This is a genomic window from Pontibacter cellulosilyticus, from assembly GCF_014306105.1.
GTDB classification, from domain to species: Bacteria; Bacteroidota; Bacteroidia; order Cytophagales; family Hymenobacteraceae; genus Pontibacter; species Pontibacter cellulosilyticus.
In genome coordinates this window covers 203,175-223,468 of the sequence record NZ_JACRVF010000002.1, presented here as the reverse complement: position 1 = coordinate 223,468, position 20,294 = coordinate 203,175, and the positions used below count along the sequence as shown (strand labels likewise).

22 protein-coding genes and 1 riboswitch are annotated in these 20,294 nt (G+C 45.9%); of the genes, 11 read left to right on the top strand and 11 right to left on the bottom strand.

The window, feature by feature from the left end:
• Positions 1 to 3: 3 nt before the first annotated feature.
• Positions 4 to 696, bottom strand: coding sequence for a DUF4397 domain-containing protein (locus tag H8S84_RS08595; protein WP_187066918.1), 693 nt, complete (start codon positions 694 to 696; stop codon positions 4 to 6).
• Between the two features lie 207 nt (positions 697 to 903).
• Here H8S84_RS08595 and H8S84_RS08590 point away from each other — a divergent pair, with 207 nt between their 5' ends.
• The 5 genes from H8S84_RS08590 to H8S84_RS08570 all read left to right on the top strand — a co-directional run bounded on the left by H8S84_RS08590 (position 904) and on the right by H8S84_RS08570 (position 3,766).
• Positions 904 to 2,091 (top strand): THUMP-like domain-containing protein, encoded by a 1,188-nt coding sequence (locus tag H8S84_RS08590; protein WP_187066917.1) that lies wholly within the window; start codon positions 904 to 906, stop codon positions 2,089 to 2,091.
• 95 nt (positions 2,092 to 2,186) lie between these two features.
• Positions 2,187 to 2,426 carry a hypothetical protein gene (locus tag H8S84_RS08585; RefSeq protein ID WP_187066916.1) on the top strand — a complete coding sequence of 80 codons (240 nt, stop codon included), beginning with the start codon at positions 2,187 to 2,189 and terminating at the stop codon, positions 2,424 to 2,426.
• 61 nt (positions 2,427 to 2,487) lie between these two features.
• Positions 2,488 to 2,742 (top strand): hypothetical protein, encoded by a 255-nt coding sequence (locus H8S84_RS08580; protein ID WP_187066915.1) that lies wholly within the window; start codon positions 2,488 to 2,490, stop codon positions 2,740 to 2,742.
• Positions 2,743 to 2,769: 27 nt separating this feature from the next.
• Positions 2,770 to 2,949, top strand: coding sequence for a hypothetical protein (locus H8S84_RS08575; protein WP_187066914.1), 180 nt, complete (start codon positions 2,770 to 2,772; stop codon positions 2,947 to 2,949).
• A 286-nt stretch (positions 2,950 to 3,235) separates the two neighbouring features.
• Positions 3,236 to 3,766 (top strand): dihydrofolate reductase family protein, encoded by a 531-nt coding sequence (locus H8S84_RS08570; protein WP_187066913.1) that lies wholly within the window; start codon positions 3,236 to 3,238, stop codon positions 3,764 to 3,766.
• A 12-nt stretch (positions 3,767 to 3,778) separates the two neighbouring features.
• Here the strand turns inward: H8S84_RS08570 and H8S84_RS08565 are convergent, their stop codons facing one another.
• Positions 3,779 to 4,378, bottom strand: coding sequence for a DNA-3-methyladenine glycosylase (locus H8S84_RS08565; protein ID WP_187066912.1), 600 nt, complete (start codon positions 4,376 to 4,378; stop codon positions 3,779 to 3,781).
• 115 nt (positions 4,379 to 4,493) lie between these two features.
• Positions 4,494 to 4,699, top strand: a riboswitch (cobalamin riboswitch).
• Positions 4,700 to 4,805: 106 nt separating this feature from the next.
• On the opposite strand from H8S84_RS08565, the gene H8S84_RS08560 reads away from it, so the two are divergent.
• The gene (locus H8S84_RS08560) at positions 4,806 to 6,728 is read left to right on the top strand and encodes a TonB-dependent receptor plug domain-containing protein (RefSeq protein WP_187066911.1); all 1,923 of its coding nucleotides are present in this window, start codon (positions 4,806 to 4,808) and stop codon (positions 6,726 to 6,728) included.
• Between the two features lie 23 nt (positions 6,729 to 6,751).
• A complete protein-coding gene (locus H8S84_RS08555) occupies positions 6,752 to 7,840 on the top strand; it encodes a DUF5074 domain-containing protein (protein ID WP_187066910.1) in 1,089 nt (362 codons plus the stop codon).
• A gap of 64 nt (positions 7,841 to 7,904) precedes the next feature.
• On the opposite strand, the gene H8S84_RS08550 is transcribed toward H8S84_RS08555, so the two are convergent.
• A complete protein-coding gene (locus H8S84_RS08550; protein ID WP_230407114.1) occupies positions 7,905 to 8,219 on the bottom strand; it encodes a hypothetical protein in 315 nt (104 codons plus the stop codon).
• A gap of 148 nt (positions 8,220 to 8,367) precedes the next feature.
• On the opposite strand from H8S84_RS08550, the gene H8S84_RS08545 reads away from it, so the two are divergent.
• From H8S84_RS08545 to H8S84_RS08535, 3 genes are all read left to right on the top strand, one after another.
• Positions 8,368 to 8,535, top strand: coding sequence for a hypothetical protein (locus H8S84_RS08545; protein WP_187066909.1), 168 nt, complete (start codon positions 8,368 to 8,370; stop codon positions 8,533 to 8,535).
• Positions 8,536 to 8,586: 51 nt separating this feature from the next.
• Positions 8,587 to 8,811, top strand: a complete 225-nt coding sequence (locus H8S84_RS08540) for a DUF2798 domain-containing protein (RefSeq protein ID WP_187066908.1) — start codon at positions 8,587 to 8,589, stop codon at positions 8,809 to 8,811.
• Between the two features lie 170 nt (positions 8,812 to 8,981).
• On the top strand, positions 8,982 to 11,186 hold the full coding sequence (locus H8S84_RS08535; protein ID WP_187066907.1) for a B12-binding domain-containing radical SAM protein: 2,205 nt from the start codon (positions 8,982 to 8,984) through the stop codon (positions 11,184 to 11,186).
• Positions 11,187 to 11,349: 163 nt separating this feature from the next.
• On the opposite strand, the gene H8S84_RS08530 is transcribed toward H8S84_RS08535, so the two are convergent.
• A complete protein-coding gene (locus H8S84_RS08530) occupies positions 11,350 to 12,267 on the bottom strand; it encodes a DUF6624 domain-containing protein (RefSeq protein ID WP_222621620.1) in 918 nt (305 codons plus the stop codon).
• Positions 12,268 to 12,779: 512 nt separating this feature from the next.
• Here H8S84_RS08530 and H8S84_RS08525 point away from each other — a divergent pair.
• Complete coding sequence (locus tag H8S84_RS08525) at positions 12,780 to 13,352, top strand: fasciclin domain-containing protein (RefSeq protein WP_187066906.1); 573 nt, start codon at positions 12,780 to 12,782, stop codon at positions 13,350 to 13,352.
• A 57-nt stretch (positions 13,353 to 13,409) separates the two neighbouring features.
• Here H8S84_RS08525 and uvrB read toward each other — a convergent pair whose 3' ends face one another.
• From uvrB to H8S84_RS08490, 7 genes are all read right to left on the bottom strand, one after another.
• A complete protein-coding gene (uvrB, locus tag H8S84_RS08520) occupies positions 13,410 to 15,437 on the bottom strand; it encodes an excinuclease ABC subunit UvrB (protein WP_187066905.1) in 2,028 nt (675 codons plus the stop codon).
• A gap of 199 nt (positions 15,438 to 15,636) precedes the next feature.
• Entirely contained in the window at positions 15,637 to 16,008 is a 372-nt protein-coding gene (locus H8S84_RS08515) for a hypothetical protein (protein WP_187066904.1), read from the bottom strand.
• A gap of 213 nt (positions 16,009 to 16,221) precedes the next feature.
• Positions 16,222 to 16,596, bottom strand: coding sequence for a hypothetical protein (locus H8S84_RS08510; RefSeq protein WP_187066903.1), 375 nt, complete (start codon positions 16,594 to 16,596; stop codon positions 16,222 to 16,224).
• A 72-nt stretch (positions 16,597 to 16,668) separates the two neighbouring features.
• Positions 16,669 to 17,121 carry a hypothetical protein gene (locus H8S84_RS08505; RefSeq protein ID WP_187066902.1) on the bottom strand — a complete coding sequence of 151 codons (453 nt, stop codon included), beginning with the start codon at positions 17,119 to 17,121 and terminating at the stop codon, positions 16,669 to 16,671.
• Between the two features lie 23 nt (positions 17,122 to 17,144).
• Entirely contained in the window at positions 17,145 to 17,573 is a 429-nt protein-coding gene (locus H8S84_RS08500) for a hypothetical protein (RefSeq protein WP_187066901.1), read from the bottom strand.
• A gap of 97 nt (positions 17,574 to 17,670) precedes the next feature.
• Positions 17,671 to 19,407, bottom strand: coding sequence for an outer membrane beta-barrel protein (locus H8S84_RS08495; RefSeq protein ID WP_187066900.1), 1,737 nt, complete (start codon positions 19,405 to 19,407; stop codon positions 17,671 to 17,673).
• Positions 19,391 to 19,969: an RNA polymerase sigma factor gene (locus H8S84_RS08490; RefSeq protein ID WP_187066899.1), complete on the bottom strand. Its 579-nt coding sequence runs from the start codon at positions 19,967 to 19,969 to the stop codon at positions 19,391 to 19,393. Before H8S84_RS08490 ends, H8S84_RS08495 begins: the two co-directional genes overlap by 17 nt.
• Positions 19,970 to 20,294: the final 325 nt, after the last annotated feature.

The following is a 20,294-nucleotide window of genomic DNA, read 5'->3' as shown; positions in this document are numbered from 1 at the left end:
AGGTTAGTTGTTAACAATTACTTCAGCACCTAGCGTGTTATTGTTGTTAGCTGGCGGTGTTAAGAAGCCTTTGGCAAAAATCGTGTAAATAGCACCATTCGTAAGCTGCACCTGGGGAGTTAATACTGCTGTGCTTGATCCTGTAGGCCTTACTTCTAAGGTATAGTTTCCGGCATCAACAGGCACAAAAGCCGTGCTGCCCTTAAACTGGATATTGGAGAAAAGCACCGGGCCATTCTGCACAGCAATATCTACGGCTGGCGCATCCGGCGACAAGTGCACGAAACGCACATGTGCTTTACCAGAGGCTGGCTCTGTCAGGTCGTCTTCTAAAACAAGTGCTTCTATATTACTTAAAGTATTAACTGCAAACACACTATATGCCTGATCTTCTTCTAAGGGCACAGTGGCATTTATAACGGCACTTCCTGCACTGGCTCCGGCAAGAGTTACTTTAAAATTACGGCTGCCGCTTTCTACTTCCAGATAGCCAGTATTATTCGGGTAGTTAAGCGCAGTAGCGTTTACTTTGGCATCATCTACATATAGGTCTACAGCAGGTGCATTGGGAGAGGCATGCACTACCATTACCTGTGCGTTGTCGTCCTGCAGATCCAAGTCATCGTCATCGTCGCAGGCAGCCAGGAAAACTGTTGGCAAAACAGCTAGCAATAAAATTTTCAGACTCTTCTTCATAGCATTTTTTCTATTAGTTAACTTCTTAATTGATTACACTCTTAACAACTAGCAGTGAGGGATATTGTTTAGAGTTATTTTAAAAACATTAAACAAAAAGATTATCAAGCTAGCTCATACTTCACCATTGGTAAGCTTAACGAACTATAGACTCAAAGTATAATTCCGTACCTTTGGCATTGCCTGCTTTTTCATGCAAACCTAAAGATGCGCATTTTTACACCAGAAGAGAAGCAATTTATACAGGAGCACCTGCACCACGCCCCGGCCACACTTATGCTACAGGCTAAACGCTATCCTCAGTTGCCTGTACTGGAGTTGGTTCAACAGATACAAGCAAGGCAAAAAGCTACGCACAAGCTACCTACCTGGGCGCAAAATCCTGATATAATCTTCCCGGTTACGCTTTCTGTAGAACAAAGCTCTTCTGAGGCTACAGCAGCTTTCAAGGCCTCGGTTATTTCCGGAGATCTACTGATTGATCTGACTGGAGGTTTTGGCGTGGACAGTTTATACTTTGCCAAACGATTTAAGCAGGTAGTGCACCTGGAACAGAACAAAGAGTTGCAGCAGATTGCTGCACATAACTTTAAGCTGCTGGGCGCTGATAACCTCCAAAGTATAAACACTACCGCAGAGGACTTCTTAGAAAGCTATACCGGCAAAGCTGATATAATATACTTAGACCCTGCCCGCCGCGGCAACCGCGACGAAAAACTGCACTTGCTACAGGACTGTGAGCCTGATGTATTGCACCTACTGCCTCTCCTGCTGCAAAAATCAAAAGCCATACTTCTCAAAACCTCACCGATGCTTGACATTGAACAGGCGCTGGAGCAACTGGGGCAGGTATACCAGATATGGGTTGTGGCTGTGCAGAACGAAGTGAAGGAAGTTTTATACTTGCTGCAGCCTAACGCACCCGCTCCAGCAGAGGCAGCGCGTACAGCCACAAACCTATTATCGGGGGCTGCCTCGCAAAGTATAAGTTTTACCCGCACAGCCGAAGATGCCGCCGTTCCAAATTACTCCGATCCGCTGCAGTTTGTGTACGAACCCAATGCCGCCATACTTAAAGCCGGCGCCTTCCGCACTACAGGTCAGCGGTACGGTATGAGTAAACTCCACCCTAACAGTCACCTTTATACCTCGGCCATGCTTGTGCCAGATTTTCCGGGCCGCAGCTTCAGGTGCCTGGCCGTATGCCGCTACAACAAAAAAGAACTCATGCGCCACCTGCCTACCAAAAAAGCGAATATAACTGTGCGCAATTTCCCAGAATCAGTGGCCGAAATCCGCCGAAAAACCGGCATAAAAGAGGGTGGCGATATATACTTGTTCTTTACCACCGACATGCACCAGAAGCCAGTTGTACTGGTTTGCCAGAAGGCTTAATTAAAGTCCATTTTCCTGAACAACACCACCTTAGCTTCGTACACTACTTGGTGAGCCTGAATAAGTACAGGCCATTTTTTATTTTACCAAGTACTATGAAGACAGATAAAAACGATCTTCAGAACAGGATGTCGCAGGATATTCATAACACCTCACGCACGATACAACCCGGCTCGGGAAATCAGCAAAAGCAGGTTATTCCGCCATCTTCTAAGTATGATCGAAATCTCTCCGGCAAGGCCATTGTACATGGCCGCGATTGGCACGAAGCTGCAAAGGCACATGTAAAAGTAGGCAGCCAAGGTCACAAGCGTAGCGGTAACCGCCACTCGTAAACCCAAAGAATTACCTGGGCATATTGCCTGACATATGTTTCACTTATAATTGAAAACAACAATGAAAGGACAGAAGAACACCAACTGGGAGTTTCATGGCTTCGCCAGCAACCCTCAAAAATCGTTTGAAGACGGTAAAAAAGGAGATCGCCTAGCTGTTCAGGCTTCTTTAGATAAGAGCCGCTCAACAGCTGAGACAACTAGTGGTAACCTAGGCAGACAGCAATCAAAATCCTCGCAAGGCAAAGGCTGGTCTAATTCAGGCGGCACTCGTAAAGACAGCGGCAAACAAGCCAAAGAAGAAAACGAGGATTAATTTCACCTCACCTTATAAAGTAAAATCATGAAGAATCAAGATAAAAATAAAAAATCCGGGTTAACGGATAAGAATAAGAACAACCCAAAAGACATCAGTAACAGCCTGGAAAGAGATGTAACTGACACCAAACTAAATCAAAAACAGACGCCACAGGGCCGCACCGACAACGAACAAGACCGTGAGCGGCGAAAGCATAACTTATAAAACTTAAAAGGCAGGAGTCACAGCAGCAATGTTGTGGCTCCTGTTTTTTACAGCTGTTTTAATTGAAACCAACGTATTTAGCCCATGGTATTTGTTACAGCAGGCGTAATACTAGCTGTGATTTTTGTAGTTTGGGTAGCATACAAAATCATTTTAAAAAAGCCCATTCGCTCTGATGATATTGTTGCAGGCCTCTTTTTTACCGTTGTATTTTTTGCTTTCTTGTACTTTATACTTAAAGTATAATTATACAAGTTTGAGTGTATATCTAAGCCCAATTTAAATTATGAGTTCCAGAAAGCTTGTCATTTACATTGCTACTAGCCTTGACGGTTATATTGCCCGGCAAGATGATGACCTGTCGTGGTTATCGATAGTAGAAACCAAAGGCGAGGACTACGGTTATCAAAAGTTTATCGCTACTGTAGATACCATTATACTTGGCAGGCGCACTTATGACAAGGTGCTAAGTATGGGCGTAGAAAATCCGTATGGTGATAAAGAGTGCTATGTAATTACCCGCACACCCCAAGAGCCCGCTGGCAAAATCAGGTTCTATTCAGGAGATTTAACCGAGCTGGTTACAAAGCTAAAAGCAGAAGAAGGTGGCACCATCTTCTGTGACGGAGGAGCACAAGTTATCTCTGCGTTGCGGCAGCACAATCTTATCGATGAGTATACCATCTCCATTATACCTATACTTCTGGGCGATGGCATCCGCTTATCTCAGGATGGGTTGCCGGAGCAGCAATTGCAACTGGTAAGGTCTGAAAGCTATAAATCGGCGCTGGTGCAACTGCATTATAAAAACAAGTAGTCTAGTCGCACCTTACTTTTTCCGGCTAACCCACGGGTTTCCCTTTACCCAAAAGCGCCAGGGCAGCAGGGCATCTTCACCTGCATAGTCTATGCCAATGCGCGGGCCTGTGGCTATACTTTGTTCAGGTAGCACGATGTTTTTGTCCTCCAGCCAAATAGTGTTACCTGTTAAATCTTCGCCGTAGTGTTTTTTACTAATGCCCAAAGCTATACTTGTTACACCCGGCCCAGCAGTTAAATTAGGTTTTATATTTTCGAATCCCCGCCTTAGCAGCATCTCTTCCACTCCTACTTCTGGCTCTATGGCTCTTATCAATACCGCATCAGCTTTGTCTTGCTTATTTGTGATGATATTAAAGAGGTGGTAAATGCCATATACCAAGTATACATAAGCCACACCGCCTTCGCTGTACATAATTTGCGTGCGCTGGGTGCGGCGGTTTAGATGGGCATGGCAGGCCTTATCGTTCTCACCGGCATAGGCTTCTGTTTCCACAACCATGCCTCCGGTTATAATTCCGTCAATGCAAGTATAAACGTGTTTCCCCAGCAACTCCCGTGCTATCTGCACCACATCAGGTCGGGTATAAAATTCTTTTGGCAGCTTCAAAGTCTCGTTTTCCTTTTATCGTTGTTCGTGTTTGGATTTACGTAGATCTTCTTATCAAAAGTTAAATACCTTCACGATTCATCTCTTATAATTCGTAATTCAAAATTATAAATTCGTAATTTCGCACCAGATTGGTGGCTATAGCAATTACCGTTGTTATAGCCTTAAAAGGGAAGCAGGTGTGAGTCCTGCGCTGTTCCCGCAACTGTCATCTTCGTAAAAAGGCTTAGTCCATTTCACCAATGCCACTGTGTTGCCCGCAACATGGGAAGGCGGACTAAGGAAGAGAGCCAGGAGACCTGCCAGTCCGACACAAGATTTGTCGTATGCTTTCGGGTAAAAAGCTGCACGGCCTCCGCTATTTCTGCGTTTGCTGTTTCTGCCCTTATACCTGCCGGCATGCTTCGGGACTAAAGCAAACAAAGCATTGGCACGATTCTCATTTCTGAAAGTATGGCTATTAGGCTGCTGCCTAAGTATAGCGCCTATTGCACTGGCGCAACAGCAGGACACTACACGGCACCAGCTGCATACTGTAGAGGTATTTGGCAAACCCGCTGAAGTGTATGCTGCCGGTAGCCGTGTCGCGCAATTAGATAGCAGCTACCTAGATACTTATGCATCTGGCTCACTAGCTCAAGCTTTACAAGCTCGTACTCCGCTGTACCTCAAAAGCTATGGTGTAAGTGGTATTTCCACTGTGGCATTTCGGGGCACTAATGCTTCTCAAACCGCTATACTCTGGAACGGCCTCAATATCTCCTCTCCTACCTTAGGGCAAACAGATTTTGCCACTTTACCTGTTAGTGGCTTTGGTAATGTAGCGGTGCAGTATGGACCGGCAGCAGCAACTTATGGCAGTGGAGCCATAGGCGGTGCGGTGCTGTTAAACTCCCCAGACTATAAGGGAGAGGGATTTGGCGCAGATGTGCAGACAGAGACAGGGAGCTTTGGCCGCTACTTTGGCAGCAGTAATGTAAAGTATGGCACTACTAAAGTACAGGCTGGCACAGGCTTATACTATGGCCAGGCAGCTAACAACTTTAAATATAAAGACCTAACCAGGTATCAAACACCAGAGGTGCGGCAGGAAAATGCAGCTGTATCGCAGTATGGCATCACACAGGACTTGGTCTGGCAATTGGCTGCAGCCACCAAATTTGCCCTGCACGGGTGGTATACTTTTGCAGATAGAGAAGTACAGCCTGCTATGGGCTCGGCGGCAAATAAAGCACAGTTGCAGGATAAAAACCTGCGTTTGATGGCTGAGTTGGAACATAATAGCCGATATGGACAAACAGCGGTAAAAGCCGCCTTATTTAACGACTACCTACAATATACCAGCAACACTACTGCTAGCTCAATTTCAGATGTAAACACATATCAACTGCAGGCAGAGCAGGCTTATACACATGGCAACCGCTGGAGCTTGCGAGGAGGGATAAATTTGCAGCACTTCGCAGCAACTAACAGCGGTTACGCTGGAGAGCAGTCCGAAAACAGGGCATCTGCCTTTGCCTTACTCCGTTACGACCCAGCCTCAAACCTTAAACTGAGCCTAAATCTGCGCCAAGCTATCATCGAAGGTTATAATCCTAAGCCAACGCCAGCACTTGGCTTCGATTGGAAGTTTTATAATGATAACATAAATCAGCTTTCGCTCAAAGGCAATGTGGCAGGTAGTTACCGGGCACCCACACTCAATGACCGTTTTTGGGTAGGTGCCGGCAACCCAGATCTGAAACCAGAGCAAGGCTGGAGCTATGAAAGCGGCCTGCGACACCTCTTCATACTTGGTAATACCCTATTATTGGAAACGGAGCTGACAGCTTATCACATGCTAATTGACGACTGGATTCAATGGTCTCCGGATGCTGGCGGACGTTGGCGGCCTGTTAACTTATTTAGAGTAGCTGCAGAGGGCATAGAGGCAAACACAAAAGCAACCATAACGCTGGGCGAGGCAAAATTAAGCGCAACAGCAGGTTATACTTACACTTCATCGGAGCAGGCAAAAGTGTACGAAGGCAGTGGTAACAAGGGAAATCAGTTAATGTACGTGCCACGCCATAAAGCTGTACTTGGCGCTGTTGCTGCTTATAAAGGCTGGTCTGTGCTAAGCAATCTAAACTATACCGGCATCCGCTACACCAACAACTCAGAGTCAAATTACCTGAAGGATTTTATGCTGCTAGACTTAGCCCTGAGCAAGCGCCTGCAGTTGCATACCCACAACCTTGTACTTACCCTACGTTCCGATAACGTGACAAATGCCACCTACCAAACCATGGCGTACCATGCCATGCCTCCGCGCGGCTACACATTCAGTTTACGCTTTATCATACCTTAACTTATATCTTATAATCACTTAAAATGAAACGATTGAATACATTCCGTAGCTTTTTTTCAGCTATAGCCTTATCAGTAGCTGCTTTCGGATTTACCAGCTGCGACGATAATAACAATGATGCTCCATCAGGCGCTTATGCTGAAGAAGGTGTTTTTGTGGTGAACGAAGGAAACTATGGCACCCCAACCGGATCAGTGTCTTATTACAGTAAAACCGCAAAGCAGGTACAAAATGGCATTTTCAGTAAAGAAAACGATAGCCGTCCACTTGGCGATGTGGTGCAAAGCATGACCATCCAAAATGACCGTGCCTATATAGTAGCAAACAATAGCAATAAGATTGAAGTAGTAAACACTTATACTTTCAAATCGGAAGGTGTAATTGAAGGCCTGCTACTACCGCGTTATTTTGTAGCCCTTAACAACACTAAAGGCTATGTAACAGAGTGGGTTAGCTTTGGACAGGCAGGTCGTGTTTCAGTGATCGACCTAGCTAGCAGAACCGTAACTAAAACAATTTCTGTAGGTGTAATGCCTGAGAAGCTACTATTAGTTAACGGGAAACTCTATGTGACAAACGGCGGCGGCAACAGCGTGTCTGTAATCAACACTAACACCGATGTGGTAGAGCAAAGTATTACCGTTTCTGACTCGCCAAATGGCCTTGTGCTTGATAAAAACAATAACGTGTGGGTGCTAAGTGGGGGTAAAGTAGCTTATAATTCCGATTGGACGGTAGATTATACCAAAACTACAGCTGGGGCTTTAAACATGATCAACCCTAGCACACAGGCTGTACAAACAACTTTTACCTTCCCTGGCAACCAAAGCCAGCCTGGTAATCTTGCTATCAGTTCTGGCAAAGATAAACTGTACTTCAATTACGCCGGCAAAACTTATGCGCACAACATTGGTGCCTCAAGCCTTAGCAATTCTGTTCTTATAAACCGTAGCTTTTATGGTTTAGGTGTAGACCCTGAGACAGGTTTGATATACGGTGGCGATGCTAATGGATTTGCCGGTGATGGAACCGTGTACATTTACAACCCAGATGGCACTTCTGCTGGCTCTTTTACTGCTGGAATTGCACCAAACGGTTTCGTGTTTAATTAAGCCTGAATTTTATAACAAAAAAGCCTGCATGTAATTATGCAGGCTTTTTTGTTTGTATTCTTTACTAATTGTTTAGGTCATCCCGCTGCACGCCGTCCTTTTTTCCGTCATAAGCTCCGTCACCTATAGCTTTTGCCTTGTTATCGTCGTGATCTTCATGGTCGGCATGGTCGTAATGGTCTTCCAGATCAGTGGTATCTGTATAAGGCGCCATCGGATCCTCGTTCTCTTCTACCAATTCCCCCTCGTCAATAATTTCGCTACGCTCTGTATTTGTATCTCCAGGCTCTGTACCCTTATCGCAGGCGCCCAGGCCTACCATTGCAAACAATCCTAAAGCGGCCGCCCAGGTAAGTGGTTTTATATCGTTTATTTTCATTACTGATTTCGTTTTAGTTGCACAATTTGCCAGCGGTAATTTATAACCAGCGGCTTTTAAATGTACGTTCAGGATAAGTATAGAGTTAAAAACACTACTCGTTTAAACGCTTATCGTACTTACAGTATAAACTATAGAACACTAACCTATGCAAGAGAAAAAGCACAACAGGCCTCCATTAGAGGAAACCACCAAAGACGATTCTTCGGATATAGAGCGTGTAAAGAGAGAGAAGTCTAGCCCTCCGCCTGAGCCTGCAAAGCCAGAGACAAACCAGACAAAGGAGGAGGAAGATGCGCAAAAAGGTCACTCGTAAAGTATAAGCTAAGGTATAAAGATGTAACTTTGCGCTGTTAGTTAACCCTTTATGAAGAAATACATTAAGCCCCAGCTAAAGCGCAAACTGATCATTATCGCCATACTTAGCCTTTTGTTAGCCTCAGCAATGGAGCTTTATACATTTGGCCTGGCCTCTGATTTTCTGATCCGTTGGTTCCGTTCGTTCATTGTTGTTTTTACACTGGTGGCGCTTACAACCCTGGCCATTGTACCTGGCGTTAACTATGCTGTAGATAAGGTTGCCGGCAGATAGAGCAAGTAAATATTAACCCATATATGGAAGCCTGCTGTTGATGCAGGCTTTCTTGTTATACTCAGCTTCTGAACCACTCCTGCCCTGCAACTGTTTCGGGAGAGACAAAATGTAAATCCTATCGGCAGAATGCCTAATTTTGCCGCACTAACAACCAAAGCCATACAATTTTGGAGCAGCCAAACATTCTCTTAATAACCCCTCCGCTTACCCAGCTTAATACCCCTTACCCTGCCACAGCCTATTTAAAAGGCTTCCTGACCGGCAGAGGCTATACGGTGCATCAGGCGGACTTAGGTATAGAGCTGGTGCTGAAGATGTTCTCCAGAGATGGCTTAACACGTATTTTTAAGAAGATTGAGGACGGTGACTATGAGTTATCGGATAACAGCCTACGCATACTTCGCCTGAAGCGGGAGTACCTGCATACCATCGAGCCGGTTATCAGATTCCTGCAGAACAAGGACCTGACACTGGCACAGCAGATCAGCTTTAGCCGCTTTCTGCCTGAGGCTTCCCGCTTTGATCAGGTAGAGGACATTGACTGGGCCTTCGGAAGTATGGGCATCACCGACAGGGCACGTTACCTAGCTACTTTATACTTGGAAGACCTCGGTGACCTGATAAAAGAAACCATATCGCCATACTTTGCCTTTAGCCGTTACGCTGAAAAGCTGGCACTATCGGCTACATCTTTTACCCCTATGGAGGAGGCACTGCAGCAAGAGCCAAGCCTGATAGACCAGATGCTACTGGAACTGCTAGATGAGCACCTGCAAAAGGCACAGCCAGGAATAGTTGGTTTCTCCATTCCGTTTCCGGGTAATTTGTACGGCGGATTAAGAATTGCTCAACACATCAAGCAGAAGCACCCGGGTATAAAAACGGCTATGGGTGGCGGCTACCCGAACACCGAACTGCGCAGCCTGCGTGAGCCACGCCTGTTCAAATACATTGACTTTGTGACGCTGGACGACGGCGAAGGCCCGTGGCTGAAACTGCTCGAGCACCTGCAGGGCAAACGTGAGGCAGATCAACTGCAACGTGCTTTTATACTTCAGGACGGAGAGGTAAAATACATGAATGGCTGCACCGACCCCGATATTGCGCACACCGAAGTGGGTACGCCTGATTACAGCGACTTGCCTTTGAAAGATTATCTTTCGGTGATAGATGTAGTAAACCCGATGCACCGCCTCTGGAGCGACGGCCGCTGGAACAAGCTTACCATTGCCCACGGCTGCTACTGGAAACGCTGCTCCTTCTGCGACATCACCTTAGATTATATAAACCGCTACGATGTGGCACCAGCTACCTTGCTGGTAGACCGCATTGAGCAGATCATAGCCCAGACCGGGCAGACAGGATTCCATTTTGTTGATGAAGCTGCCCCTCCTGCCCCACTCCGCGACATGGCCCTAGAGCTTATCCGACGAGGTGTGAAGATCAGCTGGTGGGGAAATATCCGTTTCGAGAAGACATTTACGCCGGACCTGTGCCGCCTGCTGGCAGCATCCGGCTGTATTGCCGTATCGGGTGGATTGGAAGTGGCTTCGGACAGGCTACTGGCCCTGATGGAAAAAGGTGTAAGTATAGGCCAAGTGGCCCGCGTTACCGACAGCTTTACTCAAGCTGGCATCATGGTGCACGCTTACCTCATGTATGGCTTCCCAACGCAGACTACCCAGGAAACAATAGACTCTTTGGAGGTAGTGCGGCAGTTGTTCGAGAATAACGTGATACAGTCCGGTTACTGGCACCGCTTTAGCATGACGGCACACAGCCCTGTAGGCAAGAACCCGGAGAAGTATAAAGTGGTAAAGGTAGGCCCTGAGGAAGGCGACTTTGCCAACAACGACCTGTGGCACGACGACCCAACTGGCACCGACCATGCTTTATTTGGAGAGGGTTTGGCTAAGGCTATTTACAACTACATGCATGGTGTTGCACTGGATGAGCCGCTTTCGTTCTGGTTCGATTTTAAAACGCCACGCACTACCGTTAAGCCTAACCTGATCGGTACAGCCATTGCTCAGCCACACCGTCCCGACAGCACTCGCCCTAGCGCGCGCGTTCTTTGGTTAGGTAATACCCCTGAGATTGATTTTACTATGTACGCCAAGAAGGGCCAGACTATTGAACGTTGCGTGCTCACATTTTATGAAAAAGGCGAGGACTTTGAGCTAAAAACAACTGCAAGTATAGGTCAGTGGCTATTTGATGTAATACAGAGGATTGTACCGGAGAGCAATGAAGCCTTAACACTTTCACAACTACAGGAGAGTTTTCCGTCGGAGGCGCACCTTACGTTTGATGAGTTTATGGCGTCACCGACCTGGTTTGAACTACGCGAAAAAGGGCTACTATTGCTGTAGCCCTTCTTAAGGAAAACTGCGCTTGACTGTAAAGCTACGCGCTGCATTTCCTGCAACTGCGTTAACCTACCCCCTCCAGGGAGGGCGATTTTACCTATGCAGGGATTCCAATGCTCGGAGGAGCGGTTAAACTCTTATCCAGAAAGTATATCACTAACTTAAATTACTTTACAGGTTGGCCAGTAGGTGGAGTATACTCTACGCCCATACTTTTGAGATAATCTTTGATTGGCCCGAGCCCCATCTCAGCACGGCGTTTGTCCAGGTTTGCTTCATCTTCCACCTTATAGAGTACCCATTGCTTTGTATCAGAGTCCATTTGCACCTGGCTTCCGTAAAGCTGAGGCAAACCTTGGTTCATCCGCACCCTGTCCTCCATCATGGCCAGATGGTTTTTTGATGCTTCTCCTTTGGCTGCAGCCTCACGTAGCAGTGGCAGGTATTTTTCCATAACTTCTTTGGGAGCGTGTTGTATCACCAGAAAAACAGCTGAACTTGCGTGCATACCCACCATACTTTTCCCAGGCCAGCCATACGTTTCAATCAATGGCATTATCTGCTTCAGGTTCTCCTGGTCAATTTGCTCCATCTTCTGTCCTAGCTCCTTCACCTCCGCCGACTCCATACCGTGCTGCTCTCTGGCAGCCACAAACTCACGGCGTATCTGCTGGTCTTTTTCATATATACTTTCCAGCTGTGCCTTTAAAGGTTGGTTATACTTTGCCTCTATGGCTGCCACACTCCTTTTCAGGTCGTCTACCAGTTTCGGCCACCGCTTATCAGCATGTAGGCTGCTAAGGTCAGTATCCTTCTGCCAGTGCGCTACAGCTAAATAGCCTTTAGCAATAGCCTGCTCCAGATGCGCAAAGGCCTTATTTTTGTTTCCGGCCAATGCCCAGGAGCAGGCAGCATTGTAATGATCAGATGCGGAGCCTTTACCTGCCTGCAGCACTTTGTCATATAGCTCGCCAGAGGCTTTATACTCTTTAGATTTATACTTGTCTAAGGCATCAGTTACGGATTGTGCTGCGGCTGTTAAGCTGGTGCAGGCAAGAGCTAGCATTAAGAAAGTTTTTTTCATAATAGTGGTCTTAAGTATGTCTGCGTGTTAGGTATAAATTGGAGCAACGTTATCTATGATTAAACTTACAACTAATAATTTAGTTATTCAATAGTCCATCGTTTTTATTTCTCCGGAGAAAATATTTTAAATTTTTTTTCAGCCCCGTGCAACCCTTTTGCAACAAACTGCATCTTAGTTATAGAAAGCAGCAAAAAACTGCTTTGCTACGACCAAACCTACCTATAAAACTATGAAATTCCTGGTCCTGTTTCTGCTCCTACCCGGGGCAGGAACAGGGTAAAACCAGACTCATCTATCGTTGCCTGCACTATTTGCAAATCACTTCCTTATATACATCTCCATCGCTTCTGTACTTTAGCAAGTATAAAAACTCTATTCAAGAACATCAGCTTCCCCCTCTTATTAGCAAAAAAGAGTAAAAGATCATTTTCTCTTATTAATGTAGATCATATTTTCTGAATTGCTAATGCGCTAACATTGTGATGTTTCCAACTCAAAAATCAAACATCATGAAAAAGGCATACTTGGCAGTAGCAGTGGTGGCAGGAATCGTGTTCGCATCTTGCAACCCAACAGAACAGCAAACAGGAACAAACACCGACCTGCAACAGGAAATAACTTCATCTGAGGCAGAGGCATCAGGAGGGCAGTCTTCAGTAGTAGATAATGAGTCTCAGAAAAACGTGGTGCAGGTGGCAGCTACCTCTCCTGATCATACTACTTTGGTAACTGCTGTAAAAACAGCTGGACTGGTGGATGTGTTAACCAATGCAGGTCCGTTTACCGTATTTGCGCCAACCAATGCAGCTTTCGAAAAGCTGCCTGCCGGCACTGTAGAAGGGTTGCTAAAACCTGAGAAAAGAGGCGATCTTAGAAACATACTGCAGTACCACGTGTATGTAGGTGTGCTTAACGCAGATAGTTTTGAAGACGGGCAGAGCCTTGGCCAGGTAAATGGCGGCCGTATAACGATGGGTGTAAAAGATGGCAAAGTAACTGTGAACGGCGCCAACATTGTAGCCTCTATCCCTACTTCAAATGGAGTAATACACGTGGTGGACCAGGTGCTGTTGCCCCAATAGTAAAACGATAACAATAAAAAAGCACCCACGGCTCAGGTCATAGGTGCTTTTTTATACTTAATTTCGCTTTGTTTTGAGCAAGTTTCGTAACTCTGCCAGTTCATCTCTATACTTGGCGGCCTGCAAGAAGTCGAGGTCTTTGGCTGCTGCCTCCATTTGCTTCTCCGTTTTTTTGATCAGCTTCTCCAGCTCGTCGCGCTTCATGGTCTGGATAATTGGCTCGGCTGCAATAGAAACCTCCTCCGGACCAGCATACATCTTCACTTCTTTCTTCTTCATGTCGGCTACGGATGTCTGCTCAAAGATCTCGTCTTTAGATTTAAGTACCGTGCGTGGCGTAATACCGTGTTCTTCGTTATAAGCCATCTGGGTGGCGCGACGGCGGTTGGTCTCATCAATAGCACGCTGCATAGAACCCGTCATACGGTCAGCGTACATGATTACTTTCCCCTTTTCGTTTCGGGCTGCACGACCCATCGTCTGGATAAGTGAACGCTGGTCTCGCAGGAAGCCCTCTTTATCGGCATCAAGTATAGCAACTAAACTAACTTCTGGTAAATCGAGGCCTTCGCGCAGCAGATTTACGCCCACCAGCACGTCTATTTCACCAAGGCGCAGCTCCCGCAGAATCTCCACACGGTCCAAGGCTTTCACTTCGGAGTGCAGGTACTTTGTTTTAATATTAAGGCGCTCCAGGTATTTTGTAAGCTCTTCGGACATACGCTTGGTAAGCGTGGTTACCAGCACTCGGGCACCCTCTTTTACACGCTCATCAATTTCATCCAGCAGGTCGTCCACCTGATTAGTGCTTGGGCGTACTTCTATTACTGGATCCAGAAGGCCGGTTGGTCTGATGATCTGCTCCACAATTACACCTTCGGACTTCTGTATCTCATAGTCTCCCGGAGTGGCGCTCACAAACACCACCTGGTGCATCAGGCTCTCGAACTCATTAAAGGTAAGCGGACGGTTGTCCATGGCAGCCGGCAAACGGAAGCCATACTCTACCAGCGCCACCTTTCTGGACCTGTCGCCGCCCCACATGGCGCGTACCTGCGGCACGGTTACGTGGCTCTCGTCAATTACCATCAGGAAATCGTCCGGGAAATAATCAAGCAGACAGAAAGGCCTTGCACCAGGAGATCTGCGATCGAAATATCGGGAGTAGTTCTCAATGCCAGAACAATAACCTAGTTCACGGATCATTTCCAGGTCAAACTCAGTACGCTCTTTTATTCTTTTTGCTTCTGTTGGCCTGTCCTCTTTTAAAAAGTAGTCGTGCTGTGCCACCATGTCATACTGTATTTCATGTATAGCCTGCTGCAACGTGTCTTTACCTGTCACGAAGAGGTTAGCCGGATACAGCGTTACCGCCTTCTCATCCGAAAGCTTTTTACCCGATTGCGGATCGATGCGGTGAATCTGCTCCAGCTCGTCGCCAAAGAAGTATAGCCTGTAAGCAAAGTCGGCATAGGCTGGGTAAATGTCAACTGTATCGCCTTTTACCCGAAATGTTCCACGTGTGAACTCTGCTTCGGTTCGGCTGTAGAGTATCTGAACAAACGTATAAAGCAGGTTATTTCGGCTGTAGCGTTGCCCCGGCGCTAAGTATAAAACGTTTTTACCAAACTCCTCTGGGTTACCAATACCATAGATACACGACACCGACGCCACCACCACAATATCCCTCCTGCCGGAAAGTAACGCAGAGGTAGTATGCAAACGCAGCTTCTCTATCTCCTCGTTTATAGCCAGGTCTTTTTCTATAAAAACATCCGACGAAGCAATGTATGCCTCCGGCTGATAATAGTCATAGTAAGAAATAAAGTACTCAACCGCATTTTCAGGGAAGAACTGCTTAAACTCGCCGTAGAGCTGCGCGGCCAGCGTTTTGTTATGGCACAGTACAAGAGTTGGCTTTCCTGTGTTTTGTATAACATTGGCCATGGTAAACGTTTTACCGGTACCCGTAGCACCCAGCAACACCTGTACAGGCTCCCCTTTCTTTATACCTTCGGTTAATTGGGCAATGGCCTTTGGCTGGTCACCTGTCGGCTGAAACTCTGATGTAAGTTTAAAATCCATGTGTTTTGGTTACGGACTAGTAAAGATAAAGTATAACGGCTAAACATACTCGCAAATTGCTAACAGTTATAGTATTTGCTTGTTACGAGATAACCACACCTGATGGCTATAACAAAAGAAGCCTGCCGAAAATCGGCAGGCTTCACGGTAGTAAATGTGCAGAAAACTATATGTCTAACTTTATTTCTTCCTGCTGCCACTACCGGGGCAGTACCTGATTGCTATTGCAAATATTTTTGATGGTTGCAGCTTCATACATTGGGTATATAGCTATACAGCCTCTTTCACTTTCTCTCGTTTCTATTTGGCAAGTAAATGTGGCGCCAATCTGCTTTAAATTATCTGGTAGATTGTTAACCACAACATATTTATAGATGTTTGCAGTACCGCAAAAACCGTTCCCGGAATTTTGGTCTTCTTTTGTCAGTTCCAGCACTATCTCGCCGCTGCATGGGTCTGCCACATCTACCACACGTGCCTGCAAACACGGAACAGCCACATCTTCTTCAGAGCATCCCGTTAAAAGAGGGCCTAACAGCATTAAAGCAAAAATGAGTACTAAGTTTTTCATAATGCCACAGTTTATACTTTGCGGCTGCGCTTTTGAGCAGCTTCTATATAGTTGACCCCACCATTTGCAATATGGTTGCAAGAGGCATCATAAATATTCTATATTTTATATGTCGCCAAAGAAAAAAGCCTGCCGAAAAACAGCAGGCTTTTAAGAGGGTTCTCTTCCTAATCAAAAAACAACATTTATGTATAAATCATAAAGGTTCGTATATTAATCTGCGCTAGAACTCACGCATACGTTCTTAACTTTCACTGCTTGGTACATAATGGCAACGGTTACACAAAGGGGACTATACTCGCCGTTAATCTCTAGTGCTAATCGCAACTTCAGGCCAGGCTGCCTATAAGCCTGCGGCAGGTTATCAGTTGTAACATAGCCGCCCTGCAACTGCCCCACATAACTACCTCCTGGCAGTATATCGGAACTCTGCTTCTCTTCCAGTTTCAGGATATACCATCCACTGCCGCAATCTGCTTCTATTACTTCTGCTGCTATACAGTTAGGCTCAGGCTCTGCCTCAGAACAGCTTATTACCAGCACTGATAAGCCCAGGTAAAGCAACACAGCAGATAAAACATTCTTCACAGTTTCAGTTTGTACTAACGGCTCTAAAAGGTTGCATCAGTAACACACACCCTATGTTACAAGCTCCGGTAGTTACCTGTACAAATAGTATGTATCAGTAAATACAGCTGCTGGATCACGGCCAGTAAAAGTACTCTCCATCACAGCTTTGTTTGCCTTTAACTCCACTATTTTAAAGCGTTCTTTACGGCTGGCATTACTAAGTAAAATTACTCCCCCTTGATCATACTCTGCTTTATAGGCATCGCATAGAGTAGCATTTATACTTGCCCCTGTTCTTAATACATAGGCACTGTCAGCCCGGAACTCAAAGTATTCCTGCGGAGTACCCGCTACTGTATTGGATGTGCAACTGTTGTCTCTGCATAGTTTGTTGCTTACTTTCTCAACAGCCCACCTACCCTGCACAGAAGCTTTCACGCTCTCAGCGTCAAAGCTTGGTGCAGGTTCCTCCACTTCAAAACAAGCAGTGAGGGTGGTAAGGGCAATAAAGCCCAGGTAAACTACATAAGTAGTCTTTTTCATAGCTTAGATAAGGCACTAGGTAATTAATTATTGCTGATTGCCGGACTAATGCAGGTTAATACTATAGCCTCTGATACAGGAACTGCTGCTAAACAATAAAAAACATCTTTATACTTGTCATCTCTTTCAACTGTCTTAAAGGCAATCTTATACTTTTGTCCAGGCACAAGCTCTTTCTGTTCGGTTAAATTGTACCAGGGCTGCAGATATGCACCATCAGCAGTTTTTAGCCACACATTGTTAAAGGCGCCATAGCCACACATGATACGCTCTGCCGATACCTCTACGCTGCAGTTAACTTGCGGCTCCCAGCACTCGGTTATCTCCTCCCCTTTCTCGCAACCTGACATAAAAAGAGATAGAAAAAGAAGGGCCAACAGTACATACCAACCGGATAGGTTTGATTTAGCGACTGCCCATAAAGGGGCATACTTACTAGGTATTATCTTCATAGTTTTAGAGGTTAGCAGTCTACTAATTGGCGCCTTCTACACTTTCATGACCCTACTACACCGGCAATGGTTGCAAGGCATCACTGAAAAAATAAATTTATTTTTTACCCAAGCTGTAGTTAACCGACATGTTGATGCCAATGGTGTATGGGTTGCCCTGCGGCGCTAATGCTTTGTCAGGCTCCGCCAGCAGCGAGTTCAGGTATCCTCTAAATTCAGGACCGGCTGTTACCGAAATGAAATTAGATATACGCTTCCCCAAACCTACCGAAGCATTGCCTGAAAACTGCACCTTACGAAAAGGAGAGTCATCGTTATGATCATAGCTTACATCTCGCACCTCGCTGTTTGAGGCCATCACGGCTGTTTCCACTAAGAAGTTGGCAGCCATACCTGCTGATGCATACCAGAACCAGTCTTTGCTAACATTGCCTTCATACTGAAGGCCTACAGGCAAGGTGATATGGCGGTAGCGGTAGTTTACATAGAAGTCATCAGTCTTCTCCACACTTAGAGAGTCTGTGGTAAAGTTATTGTTGAGTGATGGCAGGAAAACTGTAGTACCTGGCATTTCTACACGTTTGTTGCTGCCTGGCTTATACAGGAACTGGTTAACAATATAGCTAGATTTTGTTCTGGCTGAATTTTGCGTAAACCCTATCCCGGCTAACAGCTTAAACTTTTTAAACAAGTTGAAACCAGCCTTTGCCTCAGCAGCAAAAGAGAATGCAGGGTCTGTGTTTGCCTCAAATTCTTCGCGCGCCTCATTCATATTGTCGGCAGAGCTGGAAAGTAAGTCAGGGCCACCTGCAATCAGGCTACGGTGTGCTACAGCATCCATCATCTGCCCCGGCATTTGGATATTCTGGTTGAAGTAGGAAGGCGCATACCCTAAGCCCAGAGACCAACGGCTGTCTTCTCCACTTGATTTTTCTTCTTTTTCACCTGCTTGAGCCGGAGTATTCAGCGCAATGGCTAACTCCTCCGCCTTTTTCTGCTCTTTAAGATTATCTGCAACGGCTGCCTGGCTAAGCTCTACAAAAGAACGACTTCGGCCTGGTTCGTTATTTATACTTTGAGCTGAGCTGTTTGTATAGGAAGGAGGCACAGAGGTGATGGCCTGGCGCGCCGTCTGGAAAAACGATTGACCTATATTAAACCGGGACGAAACCGACATACTGCCACTTTCTTCGCTCTTATAGGTATTGAATATACTTTGTTCTTCGGCTGTGGCAGATGTTTCAGTAGCAGCAGCCACAGCACTATTCAAATTATACTTAGCAGTTCCTGAGGCAACTCCTATGCCAGCCAGTTTTTGAGCACGTACTTTAGCTATCGGAGCTGTACCTGTTGTAGCTGCAGCTGCAGCTTGAGCTTTACCTACTACACTTGCGCCTGCCATACCTGTTCTTTTCTGCATTGCTGCATCTGCCTGAGGTTGGCTTGCTTCCGCTACAGAAGCGGTGGCTATATTTTGTTTAGTCTCAAAGCTGGCCTGTGCCTGTGGCGCTATACTTGGCTGTTCAGTAACTGCTATTTCTTCCACACCTGTGCTGGTGTTAAGCTGCATATTGGCGATACCAGCATCAATAGTAGCTTCGGTTTTATAATGGTAGGTGAGTAAAGCACCCGCCAGCATAAACAGCACAAAGCATGCTGCCGCCAATTGGCGATACAGCACCATCCGGCTTCTGTAGTGCTTGCTTTCCTCCAGTGTAAGCTCATGATCTATCCGAGACCAAACATCAGAAGATGGCAGAGCTTCTGCATCCTGGAAGCGCTGCCACATGCTTTGCTCCAGCTCTCCGTATTCTTTTCTATCCGATGATGACATGCTCTTGAAATGGTTTTTCCTGGCGCGTAAGCATACTTTGCAGTATAGCCCTTGCGCGTGAATATTGTGACTTAGATGTTCCTTCCGAGATGCCTAGCATCTCTCCAATCTCTTTGTGGTTGTACCCCTCTATGGCATAGAGGTTAAACACCATCCGGTAACGTGGGGCAAGACTTTGGATCATACCCATTAGTTCATTTAGGGAGTAGCCGCTCAGGTTAACACCATCCGAAGGCAGGTTTGTAACCTCTTCATTCTCATGCGACACGGTGAGCAGTTGCTTGCTGCGCAAATGCTTCAGCGCCGTATTCACCATTATCTTCCTGATCCAGAACTCCAGTGGGCAGTCCTTTTTAAAATTCTGCAGGTTTGAAAACACTTTTACAAATGCTTCCTGCATAATGTCCTCTGCCTCAAAATTCGTTGGGGCATAGCGCAGGCAAACGGCCATCATCTTTTTAGAGTACAGATCATAGAGAAGTCGCTGCATATCGCGCTTGCCCGCTATGCACCCCTCTATAAGCTTGTCCTCTTCGGATTTTGGTTTTGTAAAAAGATTCAAACGCTGCCTGTTTATGCCTTACTCAATCCTATGATTCTATTAGTTGCCAAAGGGTTGCAAGGCTCTGAAAAAAATTACCGGATATTTTAAGGAACATCTGCCCCTCACAATATTGGGCGCAAATATATTAAAATAGCACGATTAAATTTATCTAAAGTAAGGCTACTACGAAAATAAAATTTTACTTAAGACATAAGTAATGAGGCAGTTGCAGTACCATTACTCTGTTAGCAGCATAAAGTATAATCTTAACAAAAGGGCAGGTATATACAAATAAAAAAGCCTCCTGTAACAGGAGGCTCTTAGATTATAGTTTGTCTTAAAG

Coding starts and splice junctions, on each gene's coding strand:
- H8S84_RS08530 (WP_222621620.1), bottom strand. CDS start 12,267: ATGAAAAAAACTTTCTTAATGCTAGCTCTTGCCTGCACCAGCTTAACA.
- H8S84_RS08595 (WP_187066918.1), bottom strand. CDS start 696: ATGAAGAAGAGTCTGAAAATTTTATTGCTAGCTGTTTTGCCAACAGTT.
- H8S84_RS08555 (WP_187066910.1), top strand. CDS start 6,752: ATGAAACGATTGAATACATTCCGTAGCTTTTTTTCAGCTATAGCCTTA.
- H8S84_RS08515 (WP_187066904.1), bottom strand. CDS start 16,008: ATGAAAAACTTAGTACTCATTTTTGCTTTAATGCTGTTAGGCCCTCTT.
- uvrB (WP_187066905.1), bottom strand. CDS start 15,437: ATGGATTTTAAACTTACATCAGAGTTTCAGCCGACAGGTGACCAGCCA.
- H8S84_RS08580 (WP_187066915.1), top strand. CDS start 2,488: ATGAAAGGACAGAAGAACACCAACTGGGAGTTTCATGGCTTCGCCAGC.
- H8S84_RS08525 (WP_187066906.1), top strand. CDS start 12,780: ATGAAAAAGGCATACTTGGCAGTAGCAGTGGTGGCAGGAATCGTGTTC.
- H8S84_RS08590 (WP_187066917.1), top strand. CDS start 904: ATGCGCATTTTTACACCAGAAGAGAAGCAATTTATACAGGAGCACCTG.
- H8S84_RS08545 (WP_187066909.1), top strand. CDS start 8,368: ATGCAAGAGAAAAAGCACAACAGGCCTCCATTAGAGGAAACCACCAAA.
- H8S84_RS08505 (WP_187066902.1), bottom strand. CDS start 17,121: ATGAAAAAGACTACTTATGTAGTTTACCTGGGCTTTATTGCCCTTACC.
- H8S84_RS08495 (WP_187066900.1), bottom strand. CDS start 19,407: ATGTCATCATCGGATAGAAAAGAATACGGAGAGCTGGAGCAAAGCATG.
- H8S84_RS08540 (WP_187066908.1), top strand. CDS start 8,587: ATGAAGAAATACATTAAGCCCCAGCTAAAGCGCAAACTGATCATTATC.
- H8S84_RS08550 (WP_230407114.1), bottom strand. CDS start 8,219: ATGAAAATAAACGATATAAAACCACTTACCTGGGCGGCCGCTTTAGGA.
- H8S84_RS08585 (WP_187066916.1), top strand. CDS start 2,187: ATGAAGACAGATAAAAACGATCTTCAGAACAGGATGTCGCAGGATATT.
- H8S84_RS08575 (WP_187066914.1), top strand. CDS start 2,770: ATGAAGAATCAAGATAAAAATAAAAAATCCGGGTTAACGGATAAGAAT.
- H8S84_RS08570 (WP_187066913.1), top strand. CDS start 3,236: ATGAGTTCCAGAAAGCTTGTCATTTACATTGCTACTAGCCTTGACGGT.
- H8S84_RS08500 (WP_187066901.1), bottom strand. CDS start 17,573: ATGAAGATAATACCTAGTAAGTATGCCCCTTTATGGGCAGTCGCTAAA.